Origin of the sequence: Streptomyces sp. NPDC051738 (assembly GCF_044453205.1) — a bacterium.
Lineage (GTDB): Bacteria > Actinomycetota > Actinomycetes > Streptomycetales > Streptomycetaceae > Streptomyces.
Map to the genome: position 1 here is coordinate 525,026 of NZ_JBITCM010000004.1, position 21,515 is coordinate 546,540.

Sequence of the window (21,515 nt, forward strand, 5' to 3'; positions counted from 1 at the left end):
CCTGCCACTGACGGTGGGCTTGTGAGGTAAGGCTCAGTTCGATGCCGGCGGGTGATCCGGACAGGGGGTATCGCGATCTATCGTGTTTGGGTACGCTGCTGCCGTGGACCTTCAGAAGCAGACCGCGCCCGCTGCCGGTACCGAGCTCCGCGCCTCCGACGCCGACCGCGACAGGATCGCCGACATCCTGCGAGAAGCCCTGGCCGAGGGGCGCCTCACCGCCGACGAGCACGCCGAGCGCGTCGAGGGCGCGCTGGCCGCCAAGACGGTCGGCGAACTGGACGTCTTCATACGGGACCTGCCCGCCGCCCACCAGCGCCGCGCACCCCACCTCCCGCCCCCTGGGCGCCCCGCCCCCGCCGCGTTCCCGGCCGACCCCGACGACAACGTGGTCGCGGTCTTCAGCAGCGCCGTCCGCAAGGGCCGCTGGCGCGCGGGCCGCCGTATCCACGCGTACGCGATCTTCGGCAGCGTGGAGATAGACCTCAGCGAGGCGCTCTTCGAGTATCAGCAGGTCATGATCCGCGCGTTCTCGGTCTTCGGCAGCGTCGAGGTCCGCGTCCCGGAGAACGTCTCGCTGCGGGGCGCGGGCGGCGGTGTCCTCGGCAGTTTCGAGGTGGACGCGCTCGACGCGGAGGACTCCGGGGCACCGATCGTCCATGTCGACGGCTGGGCCGTGCTCGGCAGCATCGAGGGCAGGGCGAAGCGGGGCAAGCTCGTCGCGGACATTCTCGATCGCGTGCAGAGCAAGGTCGACAAGAGTTTGCGCAAGCATCTGGATCATTGACGGTTGTGAAGAGGACCGGCCTCCACGCGCCCGTGTTCCGCTCGCGGTCGCCGCACAGCAGCGCGCAGTACCCCCCGAAATCCAGCGGTTCGGAACTGACTGCATAGGCACGCGTACAGCGGGTAGACCTTGCTGCATCGTCTCTCGCTCGCGAAGCCGTCGTCAGGAGTAGACCGTGCTGCAACCGCCGCATTCGTCCCTGCAGGTAGCTGCCGTTCCGGCCCAGCGGGTGCCAGTGCGAGACAGGGACCAAGACGCCCCATGGCACACAGAGGCCGTGTGCCGCCGCGATGAGGCCGGCCTGTTCTTCGCCCCCTCCAAAGAACCCACCGCGGCCCGCCTCTCCCGTGAGGAGGCGGCCAAGCGGGTCTGCGCCCGCTGTCCCGTCATGGTCGAGTGCCGCGAACACGCCCTCCTCCAGCCCGAGCCCTACGGCGTCTGGGGCGGCCTCACCGCCGCGGAACGCCGAGTGGTCCTGGCGAGGCGCCGCCGCCGCGACATGGAACTGAAGAAGGCGACGAGGACGGCGGACCGGATAGCACAGGCAGGCTGAGAAGCAGACAAGAAGAAGGGCGCCCCCTCCGCACCGGGGGCGCCCAACTCCTTTAGGGGCGCGGGGAACTGCGCGATCAACCACGAACGAGCCGCAGTCGCCGACAATCCGCAGCTCCCGAGCTACTGGGCGCTTTCTACTTTCGCCCTGTCGAAATCTACTTCGCCCTGTCGAAGTCGATCGCGCTGTAAGCCCGCAGCTTGCTCAACCGATGCTCGGAATCGATCTTCCGCACCGTCCCCGACTTCGACCGCATCACGATCGAGTCGGTCGTCGCGGTCTCCGACCGATACCGCACACCGCGCAGCAACTCACCGTCGGTGATACCGGTGGCGACGAAGAACACGTTCTCCCCGGCGACCAGGTCATCGGTCAGCAGCACCCGGTCCAGATCGTGCCCCGCGTCGATCGCCCGCTGCCGCTCCTCGTCGTCCTTGGGCCACAGCTTGCCCTGGATGGTTCCGCCGAGACACTTCACGGCACACGCCGAGATGATGCCCTCCGGCGTACCGCCGATGCCGAGCAGCATGTCGACCCCGGTGCCCTCGCGGAGCGCGTAGATCGACCCCGCGACATCACCGTCGGAGATCAGCTTGATCCGCGCACCGGCGTCCCGGATCTCCTTGATGATGCCCTCGTGCCTGGGCCGGTCGAGGATGACCACGGTGACGTCCTCCGGCGTCGACCGCTTCGCCTTCGCGACCCGGCGGATGTTGACGGACACGGGCGCGTTGATGTCGACGAAGTCGGCGGCTTCGGGACCGGTGACGAGCTTGTCCATGTAGAACACGGCGGACGGGTCGAACATGGAACCGCGATCCGCGGCCGCGAGGACGGCGATCGCGTTCGGCATCCCCTTCGCGGTCAGCGTGGTTCCGTCGATCGGATCGACGGCGATGTCGCATTCGGGCCCGGTGCCGTCGCCGACCCGCTCCCCGTTGAAGAGCATGGGCGCCTCGTCCTTCTCGCCCTCGCCGATGACGACGACGCCGTTCATCGACACGGTGGAGACGAGGCTGCGCATGGCACGGACGGCGGCTCCGTCGGCGCCGTTCTTGTCCCCGCGCCCGACCCAGCGACCCGCGGCCATGGCGGCGGCCTCGGTGACGCGGACCAGTTCCAGGGCGAGGTTACGGTCGGGGGCCTCGGAGGGGACCTCGAGTTCGGACGGCAAATGATGATTCTCGGTCATCGGAGCGCACCTTTCTGATACGACGACGGCCGGATGAGGGTGACGGCCCTGACTCTATCCTCGGGTGGACAGAATGAGCAGGGGGCCCCACGGATGAGCAGGCTAGGGCACCTGCGACGATAGGGGGCGTGGCAGGTTCGAACGGCAAGCAGAAGTCGGTCCGGAACATGGTCCTCTCCCTCGGAGTGACCGTGCTCGCGGCGGGGGTCATCTATCTCTTCGTCCCCCATGAGGACGGCACTCCCGACCTCCCCCGGGTCGACTACCGCGTGGAGCTGCTGACGGCCCGCCGCGCGGCGTCGTACGCGGTGGCCGCGCCCGAGGGCCTGCCCGACACCTGGAAGGCGACGTCCGTGCGCTTCAAGGGCGACGACTTCGACGCCTGGCATCTCGGCTATCACACCCCCGGTGGCGACTACGTGCAGGTCGAGCAGTCGACCGAGAAGCCGTCGACGTTCCTGGAGGAGGCCACCCAGGGCGGGCAGGCGACCGAGGTCACCGAGGAGATCGGCGACCGGACCTGGACCCGGTACACGGGCGGCCGCTACGACGCGCTCGTGCACCAGGAGAAGGGTGCGACGACCGTGGTGGCGGGCACGGGATCGTTCGAGCAGCTGACGCAGATGGCGAAGGCCCTGAAGACGGAGTGACGGCCTGACGGAGTGACCGCGAAGGGCATGGCGAAGGCCCCCGGTGTTATTGCCGGGGGCCTTCGCCATGTGCGCTATGGGCGCCGTGTGCGGCCGGTGGTGTGCGGTCGGTTCAGACCGTCGTGACGACCTGGTCGAACTCCAGGCGCGGGGAGCGCGGGTACCAGGCGTCGGCGCCCGGCTTGCCGATGTTGACGACCATCAGCGGGGCGTGGTCGTCGTCCAGGAACTCCTTGCGGACGCCCTCGAAGTCGAAGCCGGTCATCGGGCCGGCGGCCAGCCCGGCGGCGCGGACGCCGACGATGAAGTAGGCGGCCTGCAGGGCGGCGTTCAGCCCGGCGGCGTTCTCACGGGCCGCGCGCTCGCTGAAGAAGAGGTCCTTGGCCTGCGGGAAGGCCGGGAACAGGGCCGGCAGCTCCTCGTGGAACTCGTTGTCCGCGGACAGGATCGCGACCAGCGGGGCGGTGGCGGTCTTGGCCTGGTTGCCCTCGGCCATGTGCTGCACCAGGCGCTCACGGGCCTCGGCGGAGCGGACCAGGGTGATGCGCAGCGGGGTCTGGTTGAAGGCGGTGGGGCCGTACTTGACCAGGTCGTAGATCGCCTGGACCTGCTCCTCGGTGACCGGCTCGTCGGTGAACGTGTTCGCGGTACGGGCCTCGCGGAAGAGCAGGTCCTGGGCGGCGGGGTCAAGGGCGAGAGACATGGGTGAACCTTCTCGGGTTGTGCGGCGTGCGCTAAACGGACCGGGGACCGGTTTCATGGTCGACGGTACGCGAGATAAGTTCAAGGTTCAACAAAGGCTGGGGTGTGGTGATCCGCTTCACAGCTCAGTCATGACTTACGAGGACTTACGAGGGTGAGGAGTCGCCCTCGACCTCTTCCCGCTCGGCCTCGGCCTCCCCGGCGAGCGCCGCGTCCAGGCGGGCCCGCGCCCCGTCCAGCCAGCGCCGGCACACCTTGGCCAGCTCCTCGCCGCGCTCCCACAGCGCGAGGGACTCCTCCAGCGTCGTACCGCCCGCCTCCAGCCGCCGTACGACCTCGATCAGCTCGTCCCGGGCCTGCTCGTAGCCCAGTGCCTCTTCCACCTTGCTGGTCATGCGCCCACCCTATGCATCGCCATGTATGTCACTTGGTCCATCGACTCGTGCGGGTCCATCGACCCGTACGGAGAACTCGCCCTCGGCGACCCGCGCCCGCAGCGCCTCGTCCGCGGCCACCTCGCCCGGGTCACGGACCACGTGCCCGTCGGCCTTCTGCAGCACCGCGTACCCCCGCTTCAGGGTCGCCGCGGGGGAGAGGGCCACCACGCGCGCGTGCGTGTGCGTCAGCTCGGAATCGGCGCGGTCCAGGAGGTGGCCGAGGCAGCGGCGGCCGCGGTCGAGGAGGGAGGCCACGTGGTCGGCGCGTTCGTCGATCATCCGGTGCGGATCCTCTATCGACGGCCGCGCTAGGGCATGCGCGAGCCCGCGCTCCTCCCGCGCGATGAGCGCCTCGACACACCGCCGGGCCCGGTCGCGCAGCATCCGCACCCGCTCGTACTCCTCGCCGACGTCCGGTACGACCTTCTTGGCGGCGTCGGTGGGGGTGGAGGCGCGCAGGTCGGCGACGTGGTCGAGGAGGGGGTTGTCGGGCTCGTGCCCGATGGCGGACACGACGGGCGTACGGCAGGAGGCGACGGCCCGGACGAGCTGCTCGTCGGAGAAGGGCAGCAGGTCCTCGACGCTGCCGCCGCCACGGGCGACGATGATCACATCGACGTCGTCGATCTCGTCCAGCTCCTTGACGGCCTGCACGACCTGCGGGACGGCGTGCACGCCCTGCACGGGGACGTTGCGCACCTCGAAGCGGACGGCGGGCCAGCGGTGGCGGGCGTTCTCCAGCACGTCCCGCTCGGCGGCGGAGGCGCGGCCGCAGACGAGGCCGATGAGCTGGGGGAGGAAGGGGAGTGCCTTCTTCCGCTCGGGCGCGAACAGCCCCTCGGCGGCGAGGGCCTTCTTGAGCATCTCCAGCCGGGCGAGCAGCTCACCGACGCCGACGGGCTTTATCTCGGTGGCGCGCAGGGAGAGCTGGCCGCGCGGGGCGTACCACTCGGGCTTGGCGAGTACGACGACGCGGGCGCCCTCGCTCACGACGTCGGCGACGGCGTCGAACACCTGCCGATACGCCGTCACGCTCACGGAGATGTCGTACGACGGGTCCCGCAACGTCAGAAACACGACCCCGGCGCCGGGCCGCCGCGAAATCTGCGTGATCTGCCCCTCGACCCACACCGCCCCGAGCCGGTCGATCCACCCCCCGATGAGCCGCGACACCTCACCGACGGGCAGGGGCGATTCGGGCGACGTGTTCACAGCCATGCGCCGAGCGTAACGGCCACCACCGACAACACCGCCCAGCCGGCCGGGAGTGTGCGGGGAGGGTTGTTTTCGCCCCCGCCGCCCCCACCCCTCACAGCCCACCGCCAGTCTCGCCACCAACCCGTCACCTGCGCGATCTTTGAGCCCCCGACCGCACCCTTACGATGGGACGCATGACTGCTTCGCCTGGCCGCCGTGTCCTGCTCGCCGCCCCCCGTGGCTACTGCGCGGGTGTGGACCGCGCCGTGATCGCCGTCGAGAAAGCCCTGGAGCAGTACGGCGCTCCGGTGTACGTCCGGCACGAGATCGTCCACAACAAGTACGTCGTACAGACCCTGGAGAAGAAGGGCGCCGTCTTCGTCGAGCGGACGGAGGAGGTGCCGCCGGGCAACATCGTGATGTTCTCGGCGCACGGCGTGGCCCCCGTCGTCCACGAAGAGGCCAAGCGCGGCAAGCTCGCCTCCATCGACGCGACCTGCCCGCTGGTCACCAAGGTCCACAAGGAAGCCGTCCGCTTCGCCAATGAGGACTACGACATCCTCCTGATCGGCCACGAGGGCCACGAAGAGGTCATCGGTACGTCCGGCGAGGCCCCGGATCACATCCAGCTCGTCGACGGCCCGGGCGACGTCGCCAAGGTCGAGGTCCGTGACGAGTCGAAGGTCGTCTGGCTCTCCCAGACCACCCTCTCCGTCGACGAGACCATGGAGACCGTCGACGCGCTGAAGGAGAAGTTCCCGCAGCTCATCTCCCCGCCCAGCGACGACATCTGCTACGCCACGCAGAACCGTCAGCTCGCGGTGAAGCAGATGGGCGCCGAGGCCGAGCTGGTCATCGTGGTCGGCTCGCGCAACTCCTCCAACTCCAAGCGGCTGGTCGAGGTCGCCAAGCTGGCCGGCTCCCGCGAGGCCTACCTCGTGGACTTCGCGAGCGAGATCGACGAGGCCTGGCTGGACGGCGTGACGACGGTGGGCGTCACCTCCGGCGCCTCCGTCCCCGAGGTGCTCGTCGAGGAGGTCCTGGAGTGGCTCGCCCAGCGCGGCTACGGCGACGTCGAACTCGTCAGGGCGGCCGAGGAGTCCATCACCTTCTCCCTGCCGAAGGAGCTCCGCCGCGACCTGCGCGAGGAGGCGGCGGCGCTGATCGCCGAGCGCACGGGGGCCGATGGCGCCGGTAACTCCGCCGACTCCGTGGAGTGACTGTCAGTCCTGCGTCGTAACGTAGAGCCATGCAGATCTTCGGTTTGGACATCGGTGGATCCGGGATCAAGGGCGCCCCGGTGGACCTGGACAAGGGCGACCTCGCTCAGGAGCGCTTCAAGGTGCTCACTCCGCACCCGGCCACGCCCGACGGGGTGGCGGACGGTGTGAAGGAGGTCGTCGAGCACTACGGCTGGACCGGGCCGGTCGGGCTCACCTTCCCCGGCGTGGTCACCGACGGATCCACGATCCGCACGGCGGCGAACGTCGACAAGAGCTGGATCGACACCGACGCCCGCGCGTTGTTCAGCGACCGTCTCGGCGGCCACCCGGTGACGGTGGTCAACGACGCGGACGCGGCCGGCGTCGCCGAGATGCACTTCGGCGCGGGCCGCGACCGCCGGGGCACCGTGATCCTCCTCACGTTCGGCACGGGCATCGGCAGCGCGCTGTTCGTCAACGGCGCCCTGGTCCCCAACACCGAGCTGGGCCACCTCGAACTGCACGGCCACGACGCCGAGAAGAAGGCTTCCAGCAAGGCCAAGGAAGACGAGGAGCTGACCTGGGAGCACTGGGCCCGCCGCGTCCAGAAGTACCTCGCCCATGTCGAGATGCTGTTCTCCCCGGAGCTGTTCATCATCGGCGGCGGGGTGAGCCGGAAGTCCCAGAAGTTCCTGCACCACATCGAGGGCATCAAGGCGGAGATCGTCCCGGCCCAGTTGCAGAACAACGCGGGGATCGTGGGAGCCGCGATGTACGCGGCGGAGCGGAACAGCTAGCGGGACGGCCGGCCGACGGTCACGGCGACCGGCGGCGGGCCGCCGCCCTGCGTGCGATCAGGCGCGCCTTCCGTACGGTCACGATGAGACCGGCGATCAGCGTCCCCCCGTACAGCCATCCGGCCTGGGTGGCGAGGGCGGTGAAGATGCCCATCAGGTGGCCGCCGATTCCCCCGCCGTTGTCGGCCACCGGAACCAGCCCCACGGCGAACGCGATCGGCAGGACCACAGGCGCGCTCACCAGGTCGCCCCACCGCACCCACACGGCGGTCAGCACGCACACCGGCAGGAACAGCACGCTGTACGCCGTGAGCGACGCCCCGAAGAGCAGCGCGTCGAGGTAGCCGAGCAGCACCATCACGGCAACGCAGAACAGCCCGCTGCCCAGGCCGGTGAGCCGGGGGTTGGGAAACCGCCGTACCGCCTGCGGCGCGGCGGGGGAGGGACCGGGCCGCCGTACGGCCGCTGCCGCCGGGGCCGTACCCGAAACCGGGCGGCGCTGGGCGACGGGCCGGGAGGCGCGGGCGGGCCGGTCGGCGGCCGTGCCCCGGGAGGACCGGGAGGCGAGCCGGGCCGCGGACGACGACCGCGCCCCGCCAGATCGGGACGACCGGGCAGGCCACGCGGACCGAGCCGAACCGCCTTCACCGCGGATGCCCCCGCCCTCACCGCGGATGCCCCCGCCCTCACCGCGGACGAATCCGCCGTCGCCGCGCCCCGTACGACCTTCGCCCCGCTCCACCCTGCCCCCGTCCGCTGGGAATCCGCCCTCACCCGACGCGAATCCGCCCACACCCCGCATGAACCCGCCTGCGCTCAGCCGCGCCGCCTGTGCCGGCAACGGCGGTGACGTACCGAGCGGCGTACCGCGGGGCGACCCGTACCCGTACCCGTACCCGTGTCCGTGCCCGTACCCGTGCCGGTGTCCGTACCCGTGCCCGTACCCAGACCCGTCCCCGTGCCCGGCAGGTCGCGCCCTGTCTTGCTCCACTGCTCCAACCTAGGTCGGTTTATGTGCCGAATCGCCCGTCAGACACACCTTGGGGCGGACCTTGGCCAGGTGTTCGATACGACGCCGGGGCCGGGCCCGGTACGCCGTAGACTGGTGGATCGGCCCGTGCGTCTGCATCGAAGATCTGTCTGCGACGAAGATCCGTCCGCACCGAAGATCGAAGAAGGACCGGGTCCAGCCCAGCCCAGCAAGCCCTTGTCCTCTCACGTACGGGAAGTCGCAACGTGTCGCTCACGATCGGAATCGTCGGTCTGCCGAATGTCGGCAAGTCGACCCTGTTCAACGCCCTGACCAAGAACGACGTGCTGGCGGCCAACTACCCGTTCGCCACGATCGAGCCCAACGTCGGTGTGGTGGGCGTCCCGGACCCGCGCCTGGCGAAGCTGGCCGAGATCTTCTCCTCCCAGCGCGTCCTCCCGGCGACCGTCGACTTCGTCGACATCGCGGGCATCGTGCGCGGCGCTTCCGAGGGCGAGGGCCTGGGCAACAAGTTCCTCGCGAACATCCGTGAGTCCGACGCGATCTGCCAGGTCATCCGCGCCTTCAAGGACGAGAACGTCGTCCATGTCGACGGCAAGGTCTCGCCCAAGGACGACATCGAGACGATCAACACCGAGCTGATCCTCGCCGACCTCCAGACCATCGAGAAGGTCCTGCCGCGCCTCCAGAAGGAGTCGCGGATCAAGAAGGACATCGCCCCGAAGGTCGCGGCGGTCGAGGCGGCGAAGGAGATCCTGGAGAAGGGCGACACGCTCTTCTCGGCGGGCATCGTCCAGGGCTCGGGCAACGAGGAGCTCCTGCACGACCTGCACCTCCTCACCACCAAGCCCTTCCTCTACGTCTTCAACGTCGACGAGGACGAACTGGTCGACGAGGACTTCAAGAACGAGCAGCGCGCCCTGGTCGCCCCCGCCGAGGCGATCTTCCTGAACGCCAAGCTGGAGGCGGACCTCGCCGAGCTCGACGAGGAGGACGCGATGGAGCTGCTGGAGTCGGTGGGCGCGGAGGAGCCGGGCCTGGCCACCCTCGCCCGCGTCGGCTTCAACACCCTCGGCCTGCAGACCTACCTCACGGCCGGCCCCAAGGAATCCCGCGCCTGGACCATCAAGAAGGGCGCCACCGCCCCCGAGGCCGCGGGCGTCATCCACACCGACTTCCAGAAGGGCTTCATCAAGGCCGAGGTCATCTCCTTCGCCGACCTGGTGGAGACCGGTTCGGTCGCGGAGGCCCGCGCGAAGGGGAAGGCGCGGATGGAGGGCAAGGACTATGTGATGCAGGACGGGGATGTGGTGGAGTTCCGCTTCAACGTGTAGCCGGTGGGCCACCCTCACGCGTCGCCCGTCCGCCAAAGGTGAAGACGCTGGTTCATCCTGCTCCGCCGTCGAGGAGCCGGCTGTGGCGTAGCCGTAGGGCTCGCTCGGTGCTGGCTGTCGCCGTGGCGAGGCCGAGCGCGGTGTTGCCCCATTTCGGCAGATCGATGGGCGAGGTGAAGGTCCCTGTGTGCTGGGCGATCCCCTCGGCCTGGGTGAGCTGTTCGGCGATCTGCGGGAGGAGGGCGGCCAGGGTGGCGAAGAGCGTGCCCAGCGAGAGGGCACCGATCGCGCGGCTCAGCGCGGGGTGTTCGCGTTCGAGGCGCGCGCGGCGCCCCTCGGCGGAGCGGGGGTCCGGGACGAGCTGGTACTCGGGACCTTGGTCGGTGACGTAGTGGCAGCGCTTGAGCCCGAAGCCGCTCATCCTCACCTCGACGGTGCCGCCCGGGACAGGGAAGGCGGCGGGGAGTCTGGACATGGCGTGCTGCCTGCCGTCGCGGTACAGGTGGGCCGTGAGGTTGTCGGACGTGTGGTTCTGCCAGTGCCTGACGTCGACGGTGTAGAGCGTGTGCCTGCCGTCGTCGTTCGGCAGCCGAAGATGGAGCAGCGCTCGGAAGGGCAGCTGCCACCAGCGGAAACGCCGCAGCGCTCGTCCGTCTCCCGGCTTGACCCGCTGCACGGCCCGACGCCGCCGCCACTCTTTGATCATGCTCCCGCTCCCCGTTTCTCGCCCTGCCCAGCCGCGAGGCGAGATCCTGTGACAGGCTCTGCCTGGTGGTGAGCAGCGCTTTCGTGCCTCGCGGCCGTGGTCGCCGACCATCACACTCCGTGCCCCAAGGGCATGGTCAAGCCGTCTCGCCGGGGTGATCCGGTCTCGCCGACCGGCAGGACACCGACGGCGAGGAGCGGAGCACCCGAGGAAAGGGTCTGCCGGTGGCGTGGAGCACAAGTCAGCTGGCCGAACTCGCCGGCACGACACTGAAAACCGTCCGGCACTATCACAAGATCGGTTTGCTGGACGAGCCGGAACGAGCGGTCAACGGCTACAAGCGGTACGGCGTCAAGGACCTGGTCCGCCTGCTGCGCATCCGCAGGCTGGTCGCCCTCGGCGTGCCGCTGTCGGACATCCCCTCGGTCGAAGCCGCCGACGAGAGCGCGGAGCAGATCCTGCGCGCCCTGGACGCGGAACTCGCGGCGAGCATCGAACGCCAGCAGCGGATGCGACGGGAACTGGCGGCGATCCTGGACAACCGGGGCTCGATCGACCTGCCGGCGGACTTCAAGGCGTCCCCCGACGACCTGCCGGAGGCGCAGCGATCCCTCCTGCTGACGTACTCCAGCATTCTCACCCCCGCGGCGATGTCCGCGATCCAGGAGCAGCTCTCCGCGCCTCGCAGCGATGTCGCCGCGCGGTTCGAGGCCCTCACCCCGGACGCGCCCGAGGACGTTCGCCGGCAGATCGCGCGACGCCTCGCGCCCGAAGCCCGCAAACAGCAGCAGGACCACCCGTTCCTCGGCGACCTGGAAGCCTCCTCCCGTCGGGGAGGGGCGACCACCAAGTCCGTCGTCGCGCAGGCGTTGGTCGAGTTCTACAACGAGGCTCAGCTCGATGTCCTGCGACGCGTGCATGTGTTGCTTTCGCAGGACGACCCCGTCGGGGACTGACGACGAGGCGCCGTCAGGGGCCTGTGAGCCCGGTTGAGCCCTGGTCTGCTCGCGCGGCTTGACCCGGCCCCAAGGGCATGGTTCGCAATGGAGAAAGTCAGCCTGACCGGCTGACCTCATGCGAGAAACGCCTGCCCGTTTCGTGAACGCGATGCGTCGGGCGTCGGGCGTGAGACATCTCGAAGCCCAGGAGATTCATGCGAACACCTCGACGACTGCGGGCAGCGACTGTCGCCGCCGTCGTGCCCTTGACGTTGCTCGCCGCCTGCAGGCCGGGAGGAGAGGTGGAGGATGGCGCCGCTCGTGCGCTCGACCGGTTCTACGGCCAGAAAATGACGTTCAAAGCCTGCGAGACGCCAACGCGACCGGCCCAGGCCACGTACGAGTGCGCTCGCCTGGAAGTTCCGTTGAACTACGAGGAGCCCGACGGCAAGACGGCTCGGATCGCCGTGTTCCGTGTTGCCGCGCGGGGAGGGAAGCCTGTCGGTTCGCTGGTGCTGAATCCGGGCGGGCCCGGCTTCCCGGGGACGAGTTTCGCGCCGCAGGCGGCACAGGCCTGGGCGTCGAGCCCGATCACGAAGTCGTTCGATCTCGTCGGGTTCGATCCGCGCGGTGTCGGGGACTCGACGCCGACGCTCGACTGCTACACCGACGCCGAACGCGAGAACGACGCCATGATCGCCTCGTTCGACGCCGGCCCGGACGACTGGACCGAGCAGGAGACAAGGCAGCTGTACCAGCGGTGTGCCGAGCGCTCCGGCGGCCAGGACGCGCTTGCGCACGTCGGCACTCGGGATGTCGCACGGGACATGGACGTCCTGCGCGAGGTGCTCGGAGACGACAAGCTCACGTTCGTCGGCACCAGTTACGGCACCCGGCTGGGGGCGGTCTACGCCGAGATGTTCCCGGCGAATGTGCGAGCGCTCGTGCTCGACGCCGCGTTCGACCCCTTGAAGGGCAGCCGTGAACGACGTCTGGAGCAAGCCAGGGGCCTACAGCGGGGGTTCGAACAACTGGCGGTCTTCTGCGCGACCAAGCCCGACTGCCCGCTCGGCACCGACCCGAAGCGGGCCACCGAGGTCTTCCAGAAACTCGCCCAGCCGCTCATCGACAAGCCGATCCCGGCCGGCAAGGGGCGCGACCTGACCTTCGTCAAAGCGGTCAGCGGTGTCACCGCCGGCCTGTACACCAAGACGACGTGGCCGATGATCATCGCGGGGATCGCCGAGCTGCGAGACGGCCGCGGGGACACCCTGATCGCCCTGAGAGACATCATTCACGAGCGTGCGGCAGACGGGACGTACTCGAACTCTCTTGAGGCCACACTCGCGGTCAACTGCCTTGACGAGGAACGGAACAACCCGGCCGAGGAGACGGCGTTGAAACGCGACTTCATCGACGCCGCACCGTACGCGGACACAGGCCGACCCGTCACCGAGGCCCGCGACGGCTGCGAGCGCTGGCCCGTGCGACCCACGCTCGGCTATCCGTACGCCACCGACATCAAAGGCCTGCCGGACACGCTGACGCTCTCCACCACCGGCGACCCGGTGACGCCGCACGAGGGCGGCATCAGCCTCGCCAGGACTCTCGGCGGCAGCCTGCTGACCGTCGAGGGAAACCAGCACGGCGTGGCCCTCGCCCCCAACTCCTGCATCAACGACGCCCTCTCCGACTACCTCATCCGCCTGAAAGCACCCGGTGCAGGGGCCCGCTGCACACTCTGAGTCGTTCGACGCCTTCGGGGTCCGTGTGCTGCGTCAGATCCCGGTGCCGCCAGGCTGTCGATGACGGGGTCCTCATCGGTGCGGACCGCGAGCCGGTGGCCCGGCGGGTGCACTTCGTCGGGTCGGTCAAGTGGCTGGAGACCCAGCCCTTCGGTCGTCATGAGTGCCCGAGAGGTTGAGGGCGGACTTGTGCGGCTCCGGGTAGCTGACGGAGTCGTGCGGGCCGAGGAACCAGCCGTCCAGCTCGGCCGGCGCCTGCTCGGTCTCCTGCGGTACGCGGGTGCCGTGCGTGTCGATGGCGGCGGCGCCGAGCGGCAGCGCGACCCAGTTGACGGAGGAGTCCGTGCCGAATGGCCGGATCTGGCTCAACTTCCCTCCGGCGAGGCCCAGATGACGCGAAGGCCGATTGACGCACACCCTTACGCCTGTAAGTTTTGACTTACACATCAAAGGGATCGCCTACGCGAGTAAGGGGCTGGAGACAGTGGAGAAACGCTCGATCACCGTCAGGGTGGCGAGTTGGAGCGCGGCCCACCCCTGGCGCGCCATCGTCGGCTGGTTGGTCTTCGTCGCGCTGTGCCTCGGGGCGTCGGCCGCCGTGGGGACCAACAGCGCCACCACCGAGGACTACCGCGTCGGCAACGCGGGCAGAGCCGAGGCGATCGCGACCGAGGGCGGCCTGCAGCGTCGGCCGGTCGAGCAGATCGTCATCGACTCCCCGTCCGGCACGCTGGACATGCCCGCGGCCCGGGCCGCCGCCGCCGACGCCACCGCGCGGATGGAGAAGCTCGACGAGGTCGACCGGGTCGAGAAGCCGGTCCTCTCCCGGGGCGGCGAGGTCCTCATGGTCCAGGTCGTCATGGCGGGCGAGGAACTCGCCGCACGCAAGAAGGTCGGCCCGCTGATCGAGCAGACCGAGGCCGTGCAGAAGGAACACCCCGGCGTGCGCGTGCAGGAGACCGGCGGCCCTTCGATGGGCAAGGGCCTCGACCAGCAGCGCAGTGACGACCTCGCCTTCTCCGAGGCGCTCACCCTGCCGGTCACCGTCATCACGCTGATGATCGCCTTCGGTTCGGTGATCGCGGCGGGTGTGCCGGTGCTGCTGGCGCTCACCTCCATCGCCGCCGCCATGGGCCTGTCCGCCCTCGCCTCGCACGCGCTGCCGGACGCCGGCGTCGGCAACAACATCATCCTGCTGATCGGCCTGGCCGTCGGCGTCGACTACTCGCTCTTCTACCTCAAGCGTGACCGCGAGGAACGGGCCAGGGCCGGCGGCCGACTCGGTGCGCAGGCCGTCGTGGAGCTCGCCGCGGCCACCGCCGGCCGGGCCGTCGTGGTCTCCGGGTTCGCGGTGATCGTCTCGACCGCGACGCTGTATCTCGCGAGCGACGTCATCTTCTCCTCGCTCGCCACCGGCGCCATCATCGTCGTCACGGTCGCCATGGCCAGCTCGCTGACGGTGCTGCCCGCCCTGCTGGCCAAGCTCGGTGCCCGCGCCGAGCGCCGTACGGCCCGCCGCGCGGCCAAGGGCAAGCGCACCCGGGACCACAGTGGGACGAGCAGGACGTGGAACGCGCTGCTGCGGCCCGCGACCCGGCGCCCCGGCGTCACCCTGCTGGTCTCGGTGCTCATCATGCTGGGCCTGGCCGCGCCCGCCCTCGACCTGAAGCTGAGCGTGCTGGGCAGGGACACCTTCTCCCGCGAGATACCCGCCCTGCGGACCTACGACCGGATGACGGACGCCTTCCCGGAGATGCTGGTCCAGCACCAGGTGGTGGTGCGTGCCGACGCGGACCGCTCACCGCAGGTGATGCGGGCGATGGAGGACCTGCGCCGGCGCGCCCAGGCGGACCCGATGTTCGCCAAGGACGTCGACTTCAAGGTGACCTCCTCCGACGACCGGCGGACCACCAGCCTGATGCTCTCCGTGCCGTCCAAGCCCAGCTCGCCGCAGGCGCTCCAGTCGCTCGACCGGGTCCGGGAGGACTTCCTGCCGGCGACCGTCGACAAGGTGCCCGGCGCCGAGGCGTACGTCACCGGTGACATCGCCCGTGACTCCGACTACCTGGACCACCAGAACTCCAAGCTCCCGCTGGTCGTCGGCTTCCTGCTGCTGGTGACGTTCGCCGTGACGGTGCTGGCCTTCCGGTCGGTGGTCATCGGCGTGATCGGCATGCTGCTCAACCTGCTCTCGGCGGCGTCCGCCTTCGGCCTGCTGGTGCTGGTCTTCCAGGGCCAATGGGCGCAGGGCATCCTCGACTTCCACTCCACGGGATCGATCGGGGCCCGGGTACCGCTGTTCCTGTTCGTCATCCTCTTCGGGCTGTCGATGGACTACCAGGTCTTCGTGGTCAGCCGGATCAGGGAGGCGGCCCTGCGCGGACTGGACACCCGCCGGGCCGTCCTGGAGGGGATCGGCAGCTCCGCGGGCGTGGTGACCAGTGCGGCGGTGGTCATGGTCACCGTCTTCGCCAGCTTCGTCTTCCTCAGCCTGGTCGAGATGAAGCAGATGGGCTTCGTCCTCGCGGCCGCGGTCCTGCTCGACGCCTTCATCGTGCGGATCATGATCCTTCCGTCGATCCTGACCCTGCTCGGCGACGCGAGTTGGTGGCCGTCCCGCGGCATGCGGGCGGCGCAGGACCGGCAGACCGGACTGACCGGTTCCGAGGCCGACGCCCCGTACCGGGAGTGGGAATCAGGACGCGTCTGAACCACGGCTGCCACTGCGGCAGTAGCGCGAAACGGCCTTCCCTCCCCGGGAAGGCAAGATGCCGGGCCGCTCCCACATGGGGCGGCCCGGCATCATTTCCGTTGTGAGCGCGGGGAGTTGGATGAGGGCGCGCGGCGCTCAACTCATTCGCGGCTGCCGATGGCCGCCGAGGGTCGGGTGCGCAGCGCCACCCAGGCGGTCAGCAGCGCCCCCACCGTCATCATCCGCATCATCTGGCCCCGGGTCGCGCCGACTAGACGCCGCAGGGTGAACTCCCCGCACGGCGGAGAGCGGACCGGGGCGGTCGAGCACGCCCTTGGCCTCCGCGAGCGGGTCGCTGGGCGGGCGCAGTACCGCCTGAGCCACCGTCAGATGCAGCCGGGCGGTGACCAGGAGAAGCCGGGCGGCGAAGGGGAGCAGGACGAGCGCGGCGAGTGCGAGGGCCAGTGCCCCGGGCAGGGTGTGGACCCGCCCGAGCACGCCGTCCTTACCCGCGACGCTGCCGGAGACGCCGATGGCCGGGTACCACAGGGGGAGCGTGAGGCAGCCGAGGCAGCCCAGCCAGACGACCAGTGCGAAGAGGTCCAGGACCAGCAGCGGGGGGAAGAGGAGGTAGGCGCAGTCGCGGGTGAACGCGGGATCGGCGCAGCGGGTTCTGATGTGGGCGGGCAGACCGGGTTCGGTGACCTCGCGGTACCGGTACGGGATCGGCCGGTCGACGAGCGCCGCGCGGCCCCGCTCGACCTGCGCGTAGCCCCTGATCACCCACACCGAGCAGATGATCACCGGCACGGTCACCGTGAACTGGCTCAGCACCACGCGGGCCACGAAGGCGGCCGTCGCCACGGCGAACAGGGCGCCCCGACCAGGGGATAGCTCGCGAGATAGCCGGCGGCGAGCCAGGGGGCGGCGGATAACGGAAATCTGACCAGGGAGGTCGCGGGGTGCAGGCGTTCGTGCGTCGGCCCGCTCACTCGATCCTGCGCAACATGTCGTCGATCGAACTCACCCGGGCCTTCAGCTCGGCCAGTTCGGAGTGCAGCTCCTCCTGCCGGGCGACCGCCTCTTCGGCGAGCTTGCGGTACGAGGCCATGGCCACGGCGTCGGTGCGATGGCGCTGCAGTCTGAAGTTCGAGACCACCGCCGCCGTGATCCCTCCGACGACGATCAAGACGATGGCTATGGCGACAATGGCGCCGGTCATGTCCGGGTCCCCCTCATAACGTTCTAACCCTCCTCATCGGCAGGCCCATCCGCCGCACGTGTCTGCTGCTCGTCCGCTTGCTCGTCCGCTTGTTCGTCCGCGCGCAGGGCTTCCAGAATCGTCTGCAGGTTGATGTGCAGATCGAACGGCACCAGCTCGAAGTACTTCAGGGCCTTGCCGTCGTCGGAGAGTTCCAGATGGCCGACGACCAGGCCGGCCTTCTCCAGGCGTTCCAGGTGCATGTACAGCAGGGGGCGGGACATGCTCAGCTGCCGGGCCAGTTCACTGACGTACATACGGCCGTCGGCGAGGCCTGCGATGGCCCTGAGCCGCTGGGCATGGCCGACGGCGGAAAGGAAGGCCAGAAGTTCCTCGCTGGTCAACGCCCCCACCTCCCACCACGCCGAGCTGTATGTGTAAGTCGAACCTTACACATGCCGGAAAAGCAGTCGACGCGCCCGAGGGCTCACACCAGTTCGGGTTGCAGTTCCGGTTGCCGTGCCGGTTCGGGCGTCGATTCCCACAGCTTGGTCGTGCGTATGTAGCCGTAGATCACCGACGTCATCGCCAGGATGAGAAGGGGGCCGTACAGCCACGGATATCGGGCCATCTCCAGCGGCAGATAGCGATAGGACAGCAGGAGAGCGACGAACACCGTTGCGCCGTAGGCGACTAGCTGCGTTCCGGATCGATCCCAGCCGCGGGCCTGCGAGCGCAGAGCCGCCTCGATGGTGAGCGCGAACACCACACCGGCGATGAGATCCACGCCGTAGTGGTAGCCGAAGCCCAGCGTCGCGCCGAGCGTGGCGATCAGCCAGAACGTGCCCGCGTAGCGCAGCACTCGTGGGCCCTTGCGGGAGTGCATGAAGATCACGGTGGCCCACGCCGTGTGCAGGCTGGGCATGCAGTTGCGGGGGGTGATCTCGTCGTAGGGCATCGGGTGCGGGGCGGTCATCGGGGGCGCCGTCTCCGGCCAGATGTTGGCAAGTGCCCAGTGCACGCCGCCGGTTCCGGAGGCGCCCGGACCGTAGGCGAAGATCGGGCCGACCACCGGGAAGATCATGTAGATGCCCGGTCCGAGGAGGCCGATCACCAGGAAGGTGCGCACCAGGTGGTGGCGCGGGAAGCGGCGTTCGGCCGCCACGTGACGCAGCTGGTACAGCGCGACGCAGACCGCGGCGACCGCGAGCTGGACGTACACGTAGTCGAGGATGTGGGCGCCGACCGGTCCGGTGGCCCTGACGATCCGGCCTACCAGCCAGGACGGGTTGCCCAGTGCGTGATCGGCGGTCGCCAGGTACGGGTCGAGCACCGTCGGGTGGGTCTTCGCCGTGATGAGCAACCAAGTGTCGCCGGTCTTGCGGCCGGCCACCAGCAGCAGGCCCAGCGCGACGCCCTTCAGCAGCAGGAGGCGTTCCGGGCCGGTCCGGCGGGTGACCGCGATGACCGCACAGCCCAGGACCACCCACAACGCGCCGTTACCGAACGGGTGGCCTTCGGTCACCCTGGCGTCGGCCAGCCACCGCACCACGAAGACGGTGATATCGATGCCGATCGCCACACCGAGCGCGATGAGCCGTTGCCGCCAGGTGAGCACCACCATCGTCAACGCCATACCCGCGTACAGCAGGAAGCCCGACTTCGGGGCGAACACCGCCTCGCGCGCCTGGCTGGTGATCGGCCCCGGTATGCCGAGGCGACGCGCCGCGATCTCCAGCGAGACGAGGAATCCCAGGGCTGCCACACCTGCTGTGGCCCACAGCACCGCCCGTGGTTGACGCCATATAGATATCAATTGTTTTGGCCGATTTGGTAGATGTTTATCGTCAGTTAGTTCGACGATGTTATCCGAGCGGCGCAAGTGGTCTTCGGGGTCTATGCCGATGTCGCCGCGTTCCAGCGGAGGGTGACGTCCAGGTGGGCGCCCGCTCCCGCGCTCGACAGGACCGCGCCCAGCTTGGCGTCCAGTGCGACGCCGAAGGTGATCTCCACCTCGTCGGGCCGCTGGGCGAGCGCCTGGAACCCGTCGATCACATCGGACGCGGCAGTCGTGACCGGCCCCAGCGCCTCGCGCAGGGACTGTGCCGCGCTCTCCAGACGTGTCCCGAGTCCCACCGCCCCGGTGCCCGCGCGGGCGGGCGGGGCGACGAGGACGACGGTGCCGTCGGAGAGGGTGAACTGGACCGCGTCCGGCATGAAGGGCTCCTGGGTGGGGGCGAGATGGGAGGGGAGTGGGACGGGGGCGCGTCAGGCTTGGTTCGGGGCGCCGCAGAGAGGGGTGGGTCTGGGGGAGTCCCCCAGGTGCTCTTGGACTCGGTCGAGTGCCTTCAGCAATTTGGTCAGGTCTTCGCCGTTCACGTACTCCATGACCGCCCGGTAGAAGGCGGCCGACACATCGGGATCCATCGCGTCGGCGGCGCTGAAGCAGAGGGTGTGACCGGAGCGGAGCATCCCGGCGATGCGCGCCTGGGTCGGGTTGTCGTACGTCGTCACCCGCCGGTTGGCGGAGAGCGCGTAGCCCGGTTCGTTCACCCAGGTCTGCTGGGCCCTGGCCCCGGCCAGATAGGCGATGAGCCGGTCGGCGCCCGGGTTGTCCCGGGTGAACTTGCCGACGAAGTCCGCCGACACCTCCAGGGCCTGACGCGGGGAGGGCAGCGCGTAGGTGTAGCGCTCGTCCTCCATCAGGTCCGGCGGGAACGCCATCGCGGACAGGGCGCCATGGCCCAGGGAGCACCTGTCGCCGACCAGTTCCACGGCGGCCTCGTCGAACCCGCGCCCGGTCGCACCCTTGCTGCCGCCCTCGACGACGCCCCACCACGTCTCCCACGCCTCCCTGACCGGCGCCGAGTTCCACCTCACACCACCCCGGGAGACCCAGTCCTCATACGTCTCGACGCCCTCCTCGGCGAGCAGGATGTCCGCGATCCAGTCCGCGCCGGGCCAGCCGGAGGTCGCGCCGGGGGACTCCAGCCCGAGGCACCAGGTCTCGGGCCGGCCCTGGAGGGCGGACCAGGTGCCGGCCGGCTTCGGGGTGAGCCGGCGGTCGTACCAGACGAGGCTCTTGACGTCGGCCTTGACGGGGACCGCGTAGACCTTGCCGTCGTCCATCGCGAGCAGGCGGAACGGGTCGACGAACGAGGACGTGTCGACGCCGAGCGGCCGGAGCGCCCCGCCGCGGTACTTGGCGATCGCTCCCACACTGGGCAGGACGGCCAGGTCGGGCGGTGTCTCCGCGGCCACCGCGGCGTCGAGCTGCTGGGTCAGGGCACGGGTGACCTGAGGGGCGACGTCGATACCGGGATTGGCCTTCTCGAAGTCCTCGACGACCGAGTGGAACGCCTTGAACTCGGTGCCGGACCAGGGGACCATGATCGTCACCCGCTCCCTCTCCGGCGCACCGCACCCGAGGGCGGCCAGGAGCAGCCCGAGGGCCAGGACGCCGCGCACGAGGGGTGCCGTCAGCCTTCTCATGAGTGCGGGAACCTGTACTCGGCGATCCGCGGACGGTAGGCCAGGTACGCGAGCGCACCGGCCGCGGCGAGCAGCGGCAGCGCGATCGCCATGACCCAACCCCGGCCCGGCAGCAGCGGGTCGCCGCCGGCGATCAGGGCGACGGACGCCGTGGCCAGCAGCGCCAGGCCGAGCGCCGGGCTGGGGTACTGCCGGAAGTGGCGGGCGACGACGTAGCCGGTCGTGCCCGCGAGCAGCAGCATGAGGACCACCGGCCCGATGAGCACGGGCCACAGGAGGTACGGGTCCAGCCAGCGCGACCGGAGCTGTTCGTCCAGGGCGAGGACCTCGATCTCCCGGAGATCCTCCAGGGACTCGATGAGCCCGCCCGTGAACCGCACGTCCCTGCCCTCGTCGTCCTTCTCCGGCCCGTCCTCCAGCGCGGGCAGCGCCGTCGTCGCGCCCTGCGGGCCGTTGGCCAGCTGTACGGAGGTGGTCAACTGGCCCTGGACGAACTGGATGTGGTGCAGCCCCTGCTTGCCGGCCGCGTTGCCCTCGGTCGCCGAGGTGAGGAGGATGTTCACGCGGGTGGTGGCGATGGCGAAGCTGGTGCCGGTGCCGATCAGGTCGACCTCGCCGGTGGCCGCCGCGGCCTTTTCGAGCTCGTCCTTCGCCGTTACGGCACTCTCGCGGGCCGCCCCGAGATCGCGGATGGCCTCGCGTGTGCGATCAGCGGCGGCCATCTGCTCCCCGGCCCGGTCGGCCACCACGAGATACAGCAGCGCGGTCACGGCCACCATGCCCAGCACGCCCGCCCGCAGCCACCGCAGCACGACGATCGGGTGCGGTGCGCGCCGCGTTCTCCAGGAGAGCCCCTTCAGCCGGGCGGGCAGCCCTTTCACCCGTGGCCCCTCCTTCGC

General features: G+C 69.6%; 23 protein-coding genes. 9 read left to right on the forward strand and 14 right to left on the reverse strand.

Going from position 1 to position 21,515, the window contains the following annotated elements:
• The first annotated feature begins 103 nt into the window (after window positions 1–103).
• Together ACIA8X_RS13025 and ACIA8X_RS13030 are read left to right on the forward strand one after the other, a co-directional pair.
• Window positions 104–787, forward strand: coding sequence for a DUF1707 domain-containing protein (locus tag ACIA8X_RS13025; RefSeq protein ID WP_393448159.1), 684 nt, complete (start codon window positions 104–106; stop codon window positions 785–787).
• A 175-nt stretch (window positions 788–962) separates the two neighbouring features.
• On the forward strand, window positions 963–1,340 hold the full coding sequence (locus ACIA8X_RS13030) for a WhiB family transcriptional regulator (protein WP_393448155.1): 378 nt from the start codon (window positions 963–965) through the stop codon (window positions 1,338–1,340).
• 157 nt (window positions 1,341–1,497) lie between these two features.
• Here the strand turns inward: ACIA8X_RS13030 and glpX are convergent, their stop codons facing one another.
• On the reverse strand, window positions 1,498–2,532 hold the full coding sequence (gene glpX, locus ACIA8X_RS13035) for a class II fructose-bisphosphatase (RefSeq protein ID WP_393448153.1): 1,035 nt from the start codon (window positions 2,530–2,532) through the stop codon (window positions 1,498–1,500).
• Between the two features lie 128 nt (window positions 2,533–2,660).
• Here glpX and ACIA8X_RS13040 point away from each other — a divergent pair, with 128 nt between their 5' ends.
• Complete coding sequence (locus tag ACIA8X_RS13040) at window positions 2,661–3,182, forward strand: DUF4245 domain-containing protein (protein ID WP_393448151.1); 522 nt, start codon at window positions 2,661–2,663, stop codon at window positions 3,180–3,182.
• 112 nt (window positions 3,183–3,294) lie between these two features.
• Here the strand turns inward: ACIA8X_RS13040 and ACIA8X_RS13045 are convergent, their stop codons facing one another.
• The 3 genes from ACIA8X_RS13045 to xseA all read right to left on the reverse strand — a co-directional run bounded on the left by ACIA8X_RS13045 (window position 3,295) and on the right by xseA (window position 5,539).
• Window positions 3,295–3,885 carry a malonic semialdehyde reductase gene (locus tag ACIA8X_RS13045; protein WP_393448149.1) on the reverse strand — a complete coding sequence of 197 codons (591 nt, stop codon included), beginning with the start codon at window positions 3,883–3,885 and terminating at the stop codon, window positions 3,295–3,297.
• Window positions 3,886–4,030: 145 nt separating this feature from the next.
• The gene (locus ACIA8X_RS13050) at window positions 4,031–4,279 is read right to left on the reverse strand and encodes an exodeoxyribonuclease VII small subunit (RefSeq protein WP_393448147.1); all 249 of its coding nucleotides are present in this window, start codon (window positions 4,277–4,279) and stop codon (window positions 4,031–4,033) included.
• 9 nt (window positions 4,280–4,288) lie between these two features.
• Window positions 4,289–5,539, reverse strand: coding sequence for an exodeoxyribonuclease VII large subunit (gene xseA / locus ACIA8X_RS13055; RefSeq protein ID WP_393448145.1), 1,251 nt, complete (start codon window positions 5,537–5,539; stop codon window positions 4,289–4,291).
• A gap of 164 nt (window positions 5,540–5,703) precedes the next feature.
• On the opposite strand from xseA, the gene ACIA8X_RS13060 reads away from it, so the two are divergent.
• Window positions 5,704–6,738 (forward strand): 4-hydroxy-3-methylbut-2-enyl diphosphate reductase, encoded by a 1,035-nt coding sequence (locus ACIA8X_RS13060; protein ID WP_393448143.1) that lies wholly within the window; start codon window positions 5,704–5,706, stop codon window positions 6,736–6,738.
• A gap of 29 nt (window positions 6,739–6,767) precedes the next feature.
• Window positions 6,768–7,517: a polyphosphate--glucose phosphotransferase gene (gene ppgK, locus ACIA8X_RS13065; RefSeq protein ID WP_399458307.1), complete on the forward strand. Its 750-nt coding sequence runs from the start codon at window positions 6,768–6,770 to the stop codon at window positions 7,515–7,517.
• Between the two features lie 19 nt (window positions 7,518–7,536).
• Here ppgK and ACIA8X_RS13070 read toward each other — a convergent pair whose 3' ends face one another.
• A complete protein-coding gene (locus tag ACIA8X_RS13070; protein WP_399458308.1) occupies window positions 7,537–8,259 on the reverse strand; it encodes a DUF6542 domain-containing protein in 723 nt (240 codons plus the stop codon).
• A gap of 494 nt (window positions 8,260–8,753) precedes the next feature.
• Here ACIA8X_RS13070 and ychF point away from each other — a divergent pair, with 494 nt between their 5' ends.
• Entirely contained in the window at window positions 8,754–9,842 is a 1,089-nt protein-coding gene (gene ychF, locus ACIA8X_RS13075) for a redox-regulated ATPase YchF (protein ID WP_399458309.1), read from the forward strand.
• A 52-nt stretch (window positions 9,843–9,894) separates the two neighbouring features.
• On the opposite strand, the gene ACIA8X_RS13080 is transcribed toward ychF, so the two are convergent.
• A complete protein-coding gene (locus tag ACIA8X_RS13080; RefSeq protein WP_399458310.1) occupies window positions 9,895–10,548 on the reverse strand; it encodes a hypothetical protein in 654 nt (217 codons plus the stop codon).
• 224 nt (window positions 10,549–10,772) lie between these two features.
• Here ACIA8X_RS13080 and ACIA8X_RS13085 point away from each other — a divergent pair, with 224 nt between their 5' ends.
• A complete protein-coding gene (locus tag ACIA8X_RS13085; RefSeq protein ID WP_399458311.1) occupies window positions 10,773–11,504 on the forward strand; it encodes a MerR family transcriptional regulator in 732 nt (243 codons plus the stop codon).
• Between the two features lie 407 nt (window positions 11,505–11,911).
• Window positions 11,912–13,231, forward strand: coding sequence for an alpha/beta hydrolase (locus ACIA8X_RS13090; RefSeq protein ID WP_399458312.1), 1,320 nt, complete (start codon window positions 11,912–11,914; stop codon window positions 13,229–13,231).
• 126 nt (window positions 13,232–13,357) lie between these two features.
• Here ACIA8X_RS13090 and ACIA8X_RS13095 read toward each other — a convergent pair whose 3' ends face one another.
• Window positions 13,358–13,600 (reverse strand): hypothetical protein, encoded by a 243-nt coding sequence (locus tag ACIA8X_RS13095; RefSeq protein ID WP_393448129.1) that lies wholly within the window; start codon window positions 13,598–13,600, stop codon window positions 13,358–13,360.
• A gap of 115 nt (window positions 13,601–13,715) precedes the next feature.
• Here ACIA8X_RS13095 and ACIA8X_RS13100 point away from each other — a divergent pair, with 115 nt between their 5' ends.
• Complete coding sequence (locus ACIA8X_RS13100) at window positions 13,716–15,941, forward strand: MMPL family transporter (protein ID WP_399458313.1); 2,226 nt, start codon at window positions 13,716–13,718, stop codon at window positions 15,939–15,941.
• A gap of 138 nt (window positions 15,942–16,079) precedes the next feature.
• Here ACIA8X_RS13100 and ACIA8X_RS13105 read toward each other — a convergent pair whose 3' ends face one another.
• The 7 genes from ACIA8X_RS13105 to ACIA8X_RS13135 all read right to left on the reverse strand — a co-directional run bounded on the left by ACIA8X_RS13105 (window position 16,080) and on the right by ACIA8X_RS13135 (window position 21,497).
• The gene (locus tag ACIA8X_RS13105) at window positions 16,080–16,787 is read right to left on the reverse strand and encodes a sensor domain-containing protein (RefSeq protein ID WP_399458314.1); all 708 of its coding nucleotides are present in this window, start codon (window positions 16,785–16,787) and stop codon (window positions 16,080–16,082) included.
• A gap of 124 nt (window positions 16,788–16,911) precedes the next feature.
• Window positions 16,912–17,145: a hypothetical protein gene (locus tag ACIA8X_RS13110; protein ID WP_393448123.1), complete on the reverse strand. Its 234-nt coding sequence runs from the start codon at window positions 17,143–17,145 to the stop codon at window positions 16,912–16,914.
• A gap of 23 nt (window positions 17,146–17,168) precedes the next feature.
• Window positions 17,169–17,537: an ArsR/SmtB family transcription factor gene (locus tag ACIA8X_RS13115; RefSeq protein WP_399458315.1), complete on the reverse strand. Its 369-nt coding sequence runs from the start codon at window positions 17,535–17,537 to the stop codon at window positions 17,169–17,171.
• A 74-nt stretch (window positions 17,538–17,611) separates the two neighbouring features.
• The gene (locus ACIA8X_RS13120; RefSeq protein WP_399458316.1) at window positions 17,612–18,910 is read right to left on the reverse strand and encodes a phosphatase PAP2 family protein; all 1,299 of its coding nucleotides are present in this window, start codon (window positions 18,908–18,910) and stop codon (window positions 17,612–17,614) included.
• Between the two features lie 110 nt (window positions 18,911–19,020).
• Complete coding sequence (locus ACIA8X_RS13125) at window positions 19,021–19,341, reverse strand: CU044_2847 family protein (RefSeq protein ID WP_093906854.1); 321 nt, start codon at window positions 19,339–19,341, stop codon at window positions 19,021–19,023.
• A 51-nt stretch (window positions 19,342–19,392) separates the two neighbouring features.
• The gene (locus ACIA8X_RS13130; RefSeq protein ID WP_399458317.1) at window positions 19,393–20,616 is read right to left on the reverse strand and encodes an ABC transporter substrate-binding protein; all 1,224 of its coding nucleotides are present in this window, start codon (window positions 20,614–20,616) and stop codon (window positions 19,393–19,395) included.
• Window positions 20,613–21,497: a hypothetical protein gene (locus ACIA8X_RS13135; RefSeq protein ID WP_393448115.1), complete on the reverse strand. Its 885-nt coding sequence runs from the start codon at window positions 21,495–21,497 to the stop codon at window positions 20,613–20,615. Before ACIA8X_RS13135 ends, ACIA8X_RS13130 begins: the two co-directional genes overlap by 4 nt.
• Window positions 21,498–21,515: the final 18 nt, after the last annotated feature.

Bases quoted from the DNA above. Each gene is read 5' to 3' on its own strand.
- ACIA8X_RS13130 (WP_399458317.1), bottom strand. From the start codon at position 20,616: ATGAGAAGGCTGACGGCACCCCTCGTGCGCGGCGTCCTGGCCCTCGGG.
- ACIA8X_RS13125 (WP_093906854.1), bottom strand. From the start codon at position 19,341: ATGCCGGACGCGGTCCAGTTCACCCTCTCCGACGGCACCGTCGTCCTC.
- ACIA8X_RS13045 (WP_393448149.1), bottom strand. From the start codon at position 3,885: ATGTCTCTCGCCCTTGACCCCGCCGCCCAGGACCTGCTCTTCCGCGAG.
- ppgK (WP_399458307.1), top strand. From the start codon at position 6,768: ATGCAGATCTTCGGTTTGGACATCGGTGGATCCGGGATCAAGGGCGCC.
- ACIA8X_RS13110 (WP_393448123.1), bottom strand. From the start codon at position 17,145: ATGACCGGCGCCATTGTCGCCATAGCCATCGTCTTGATCGTCGTCGGA.
- ACIA8X_RS13080 (WP_399458310.1), bottom strand. From the start codon at position 10,548: ATGATCAAAGAGTGGCGGCGGCGTCGGGCCGTGCAGCGGGTCAAGCCG.
- glpX (WP_393448153.1), bottom strand. From the start codon at position 2,532: ATGACCGAGAATCATCATTTGCCGTCCGAACTCGAGGTCCCCTCCGAG.
- xseA (WP_393448145.1), bottom strand. From the start codon at position 5,539: ATGGCTGTGAACACGTCGCCCGAATCGCCCCTGCCCGTCGGTGAGGTG.
- ACIA8X_RS13060 (WP_393448143.1), top strand. From the start codon at position 5,704: ATGGGACGCATGACTGCTTCGCCTGGCCGCCGTGTCCTGCTCGCCGCC.
- ACIA8X_RS13050 (WP_393448147.1), bottom strand. From the start codon at position 4,279: ATGACCAGCAAGGTGGAAGAGGCACTGGGCTACGAGCAGGCCCGGGAC.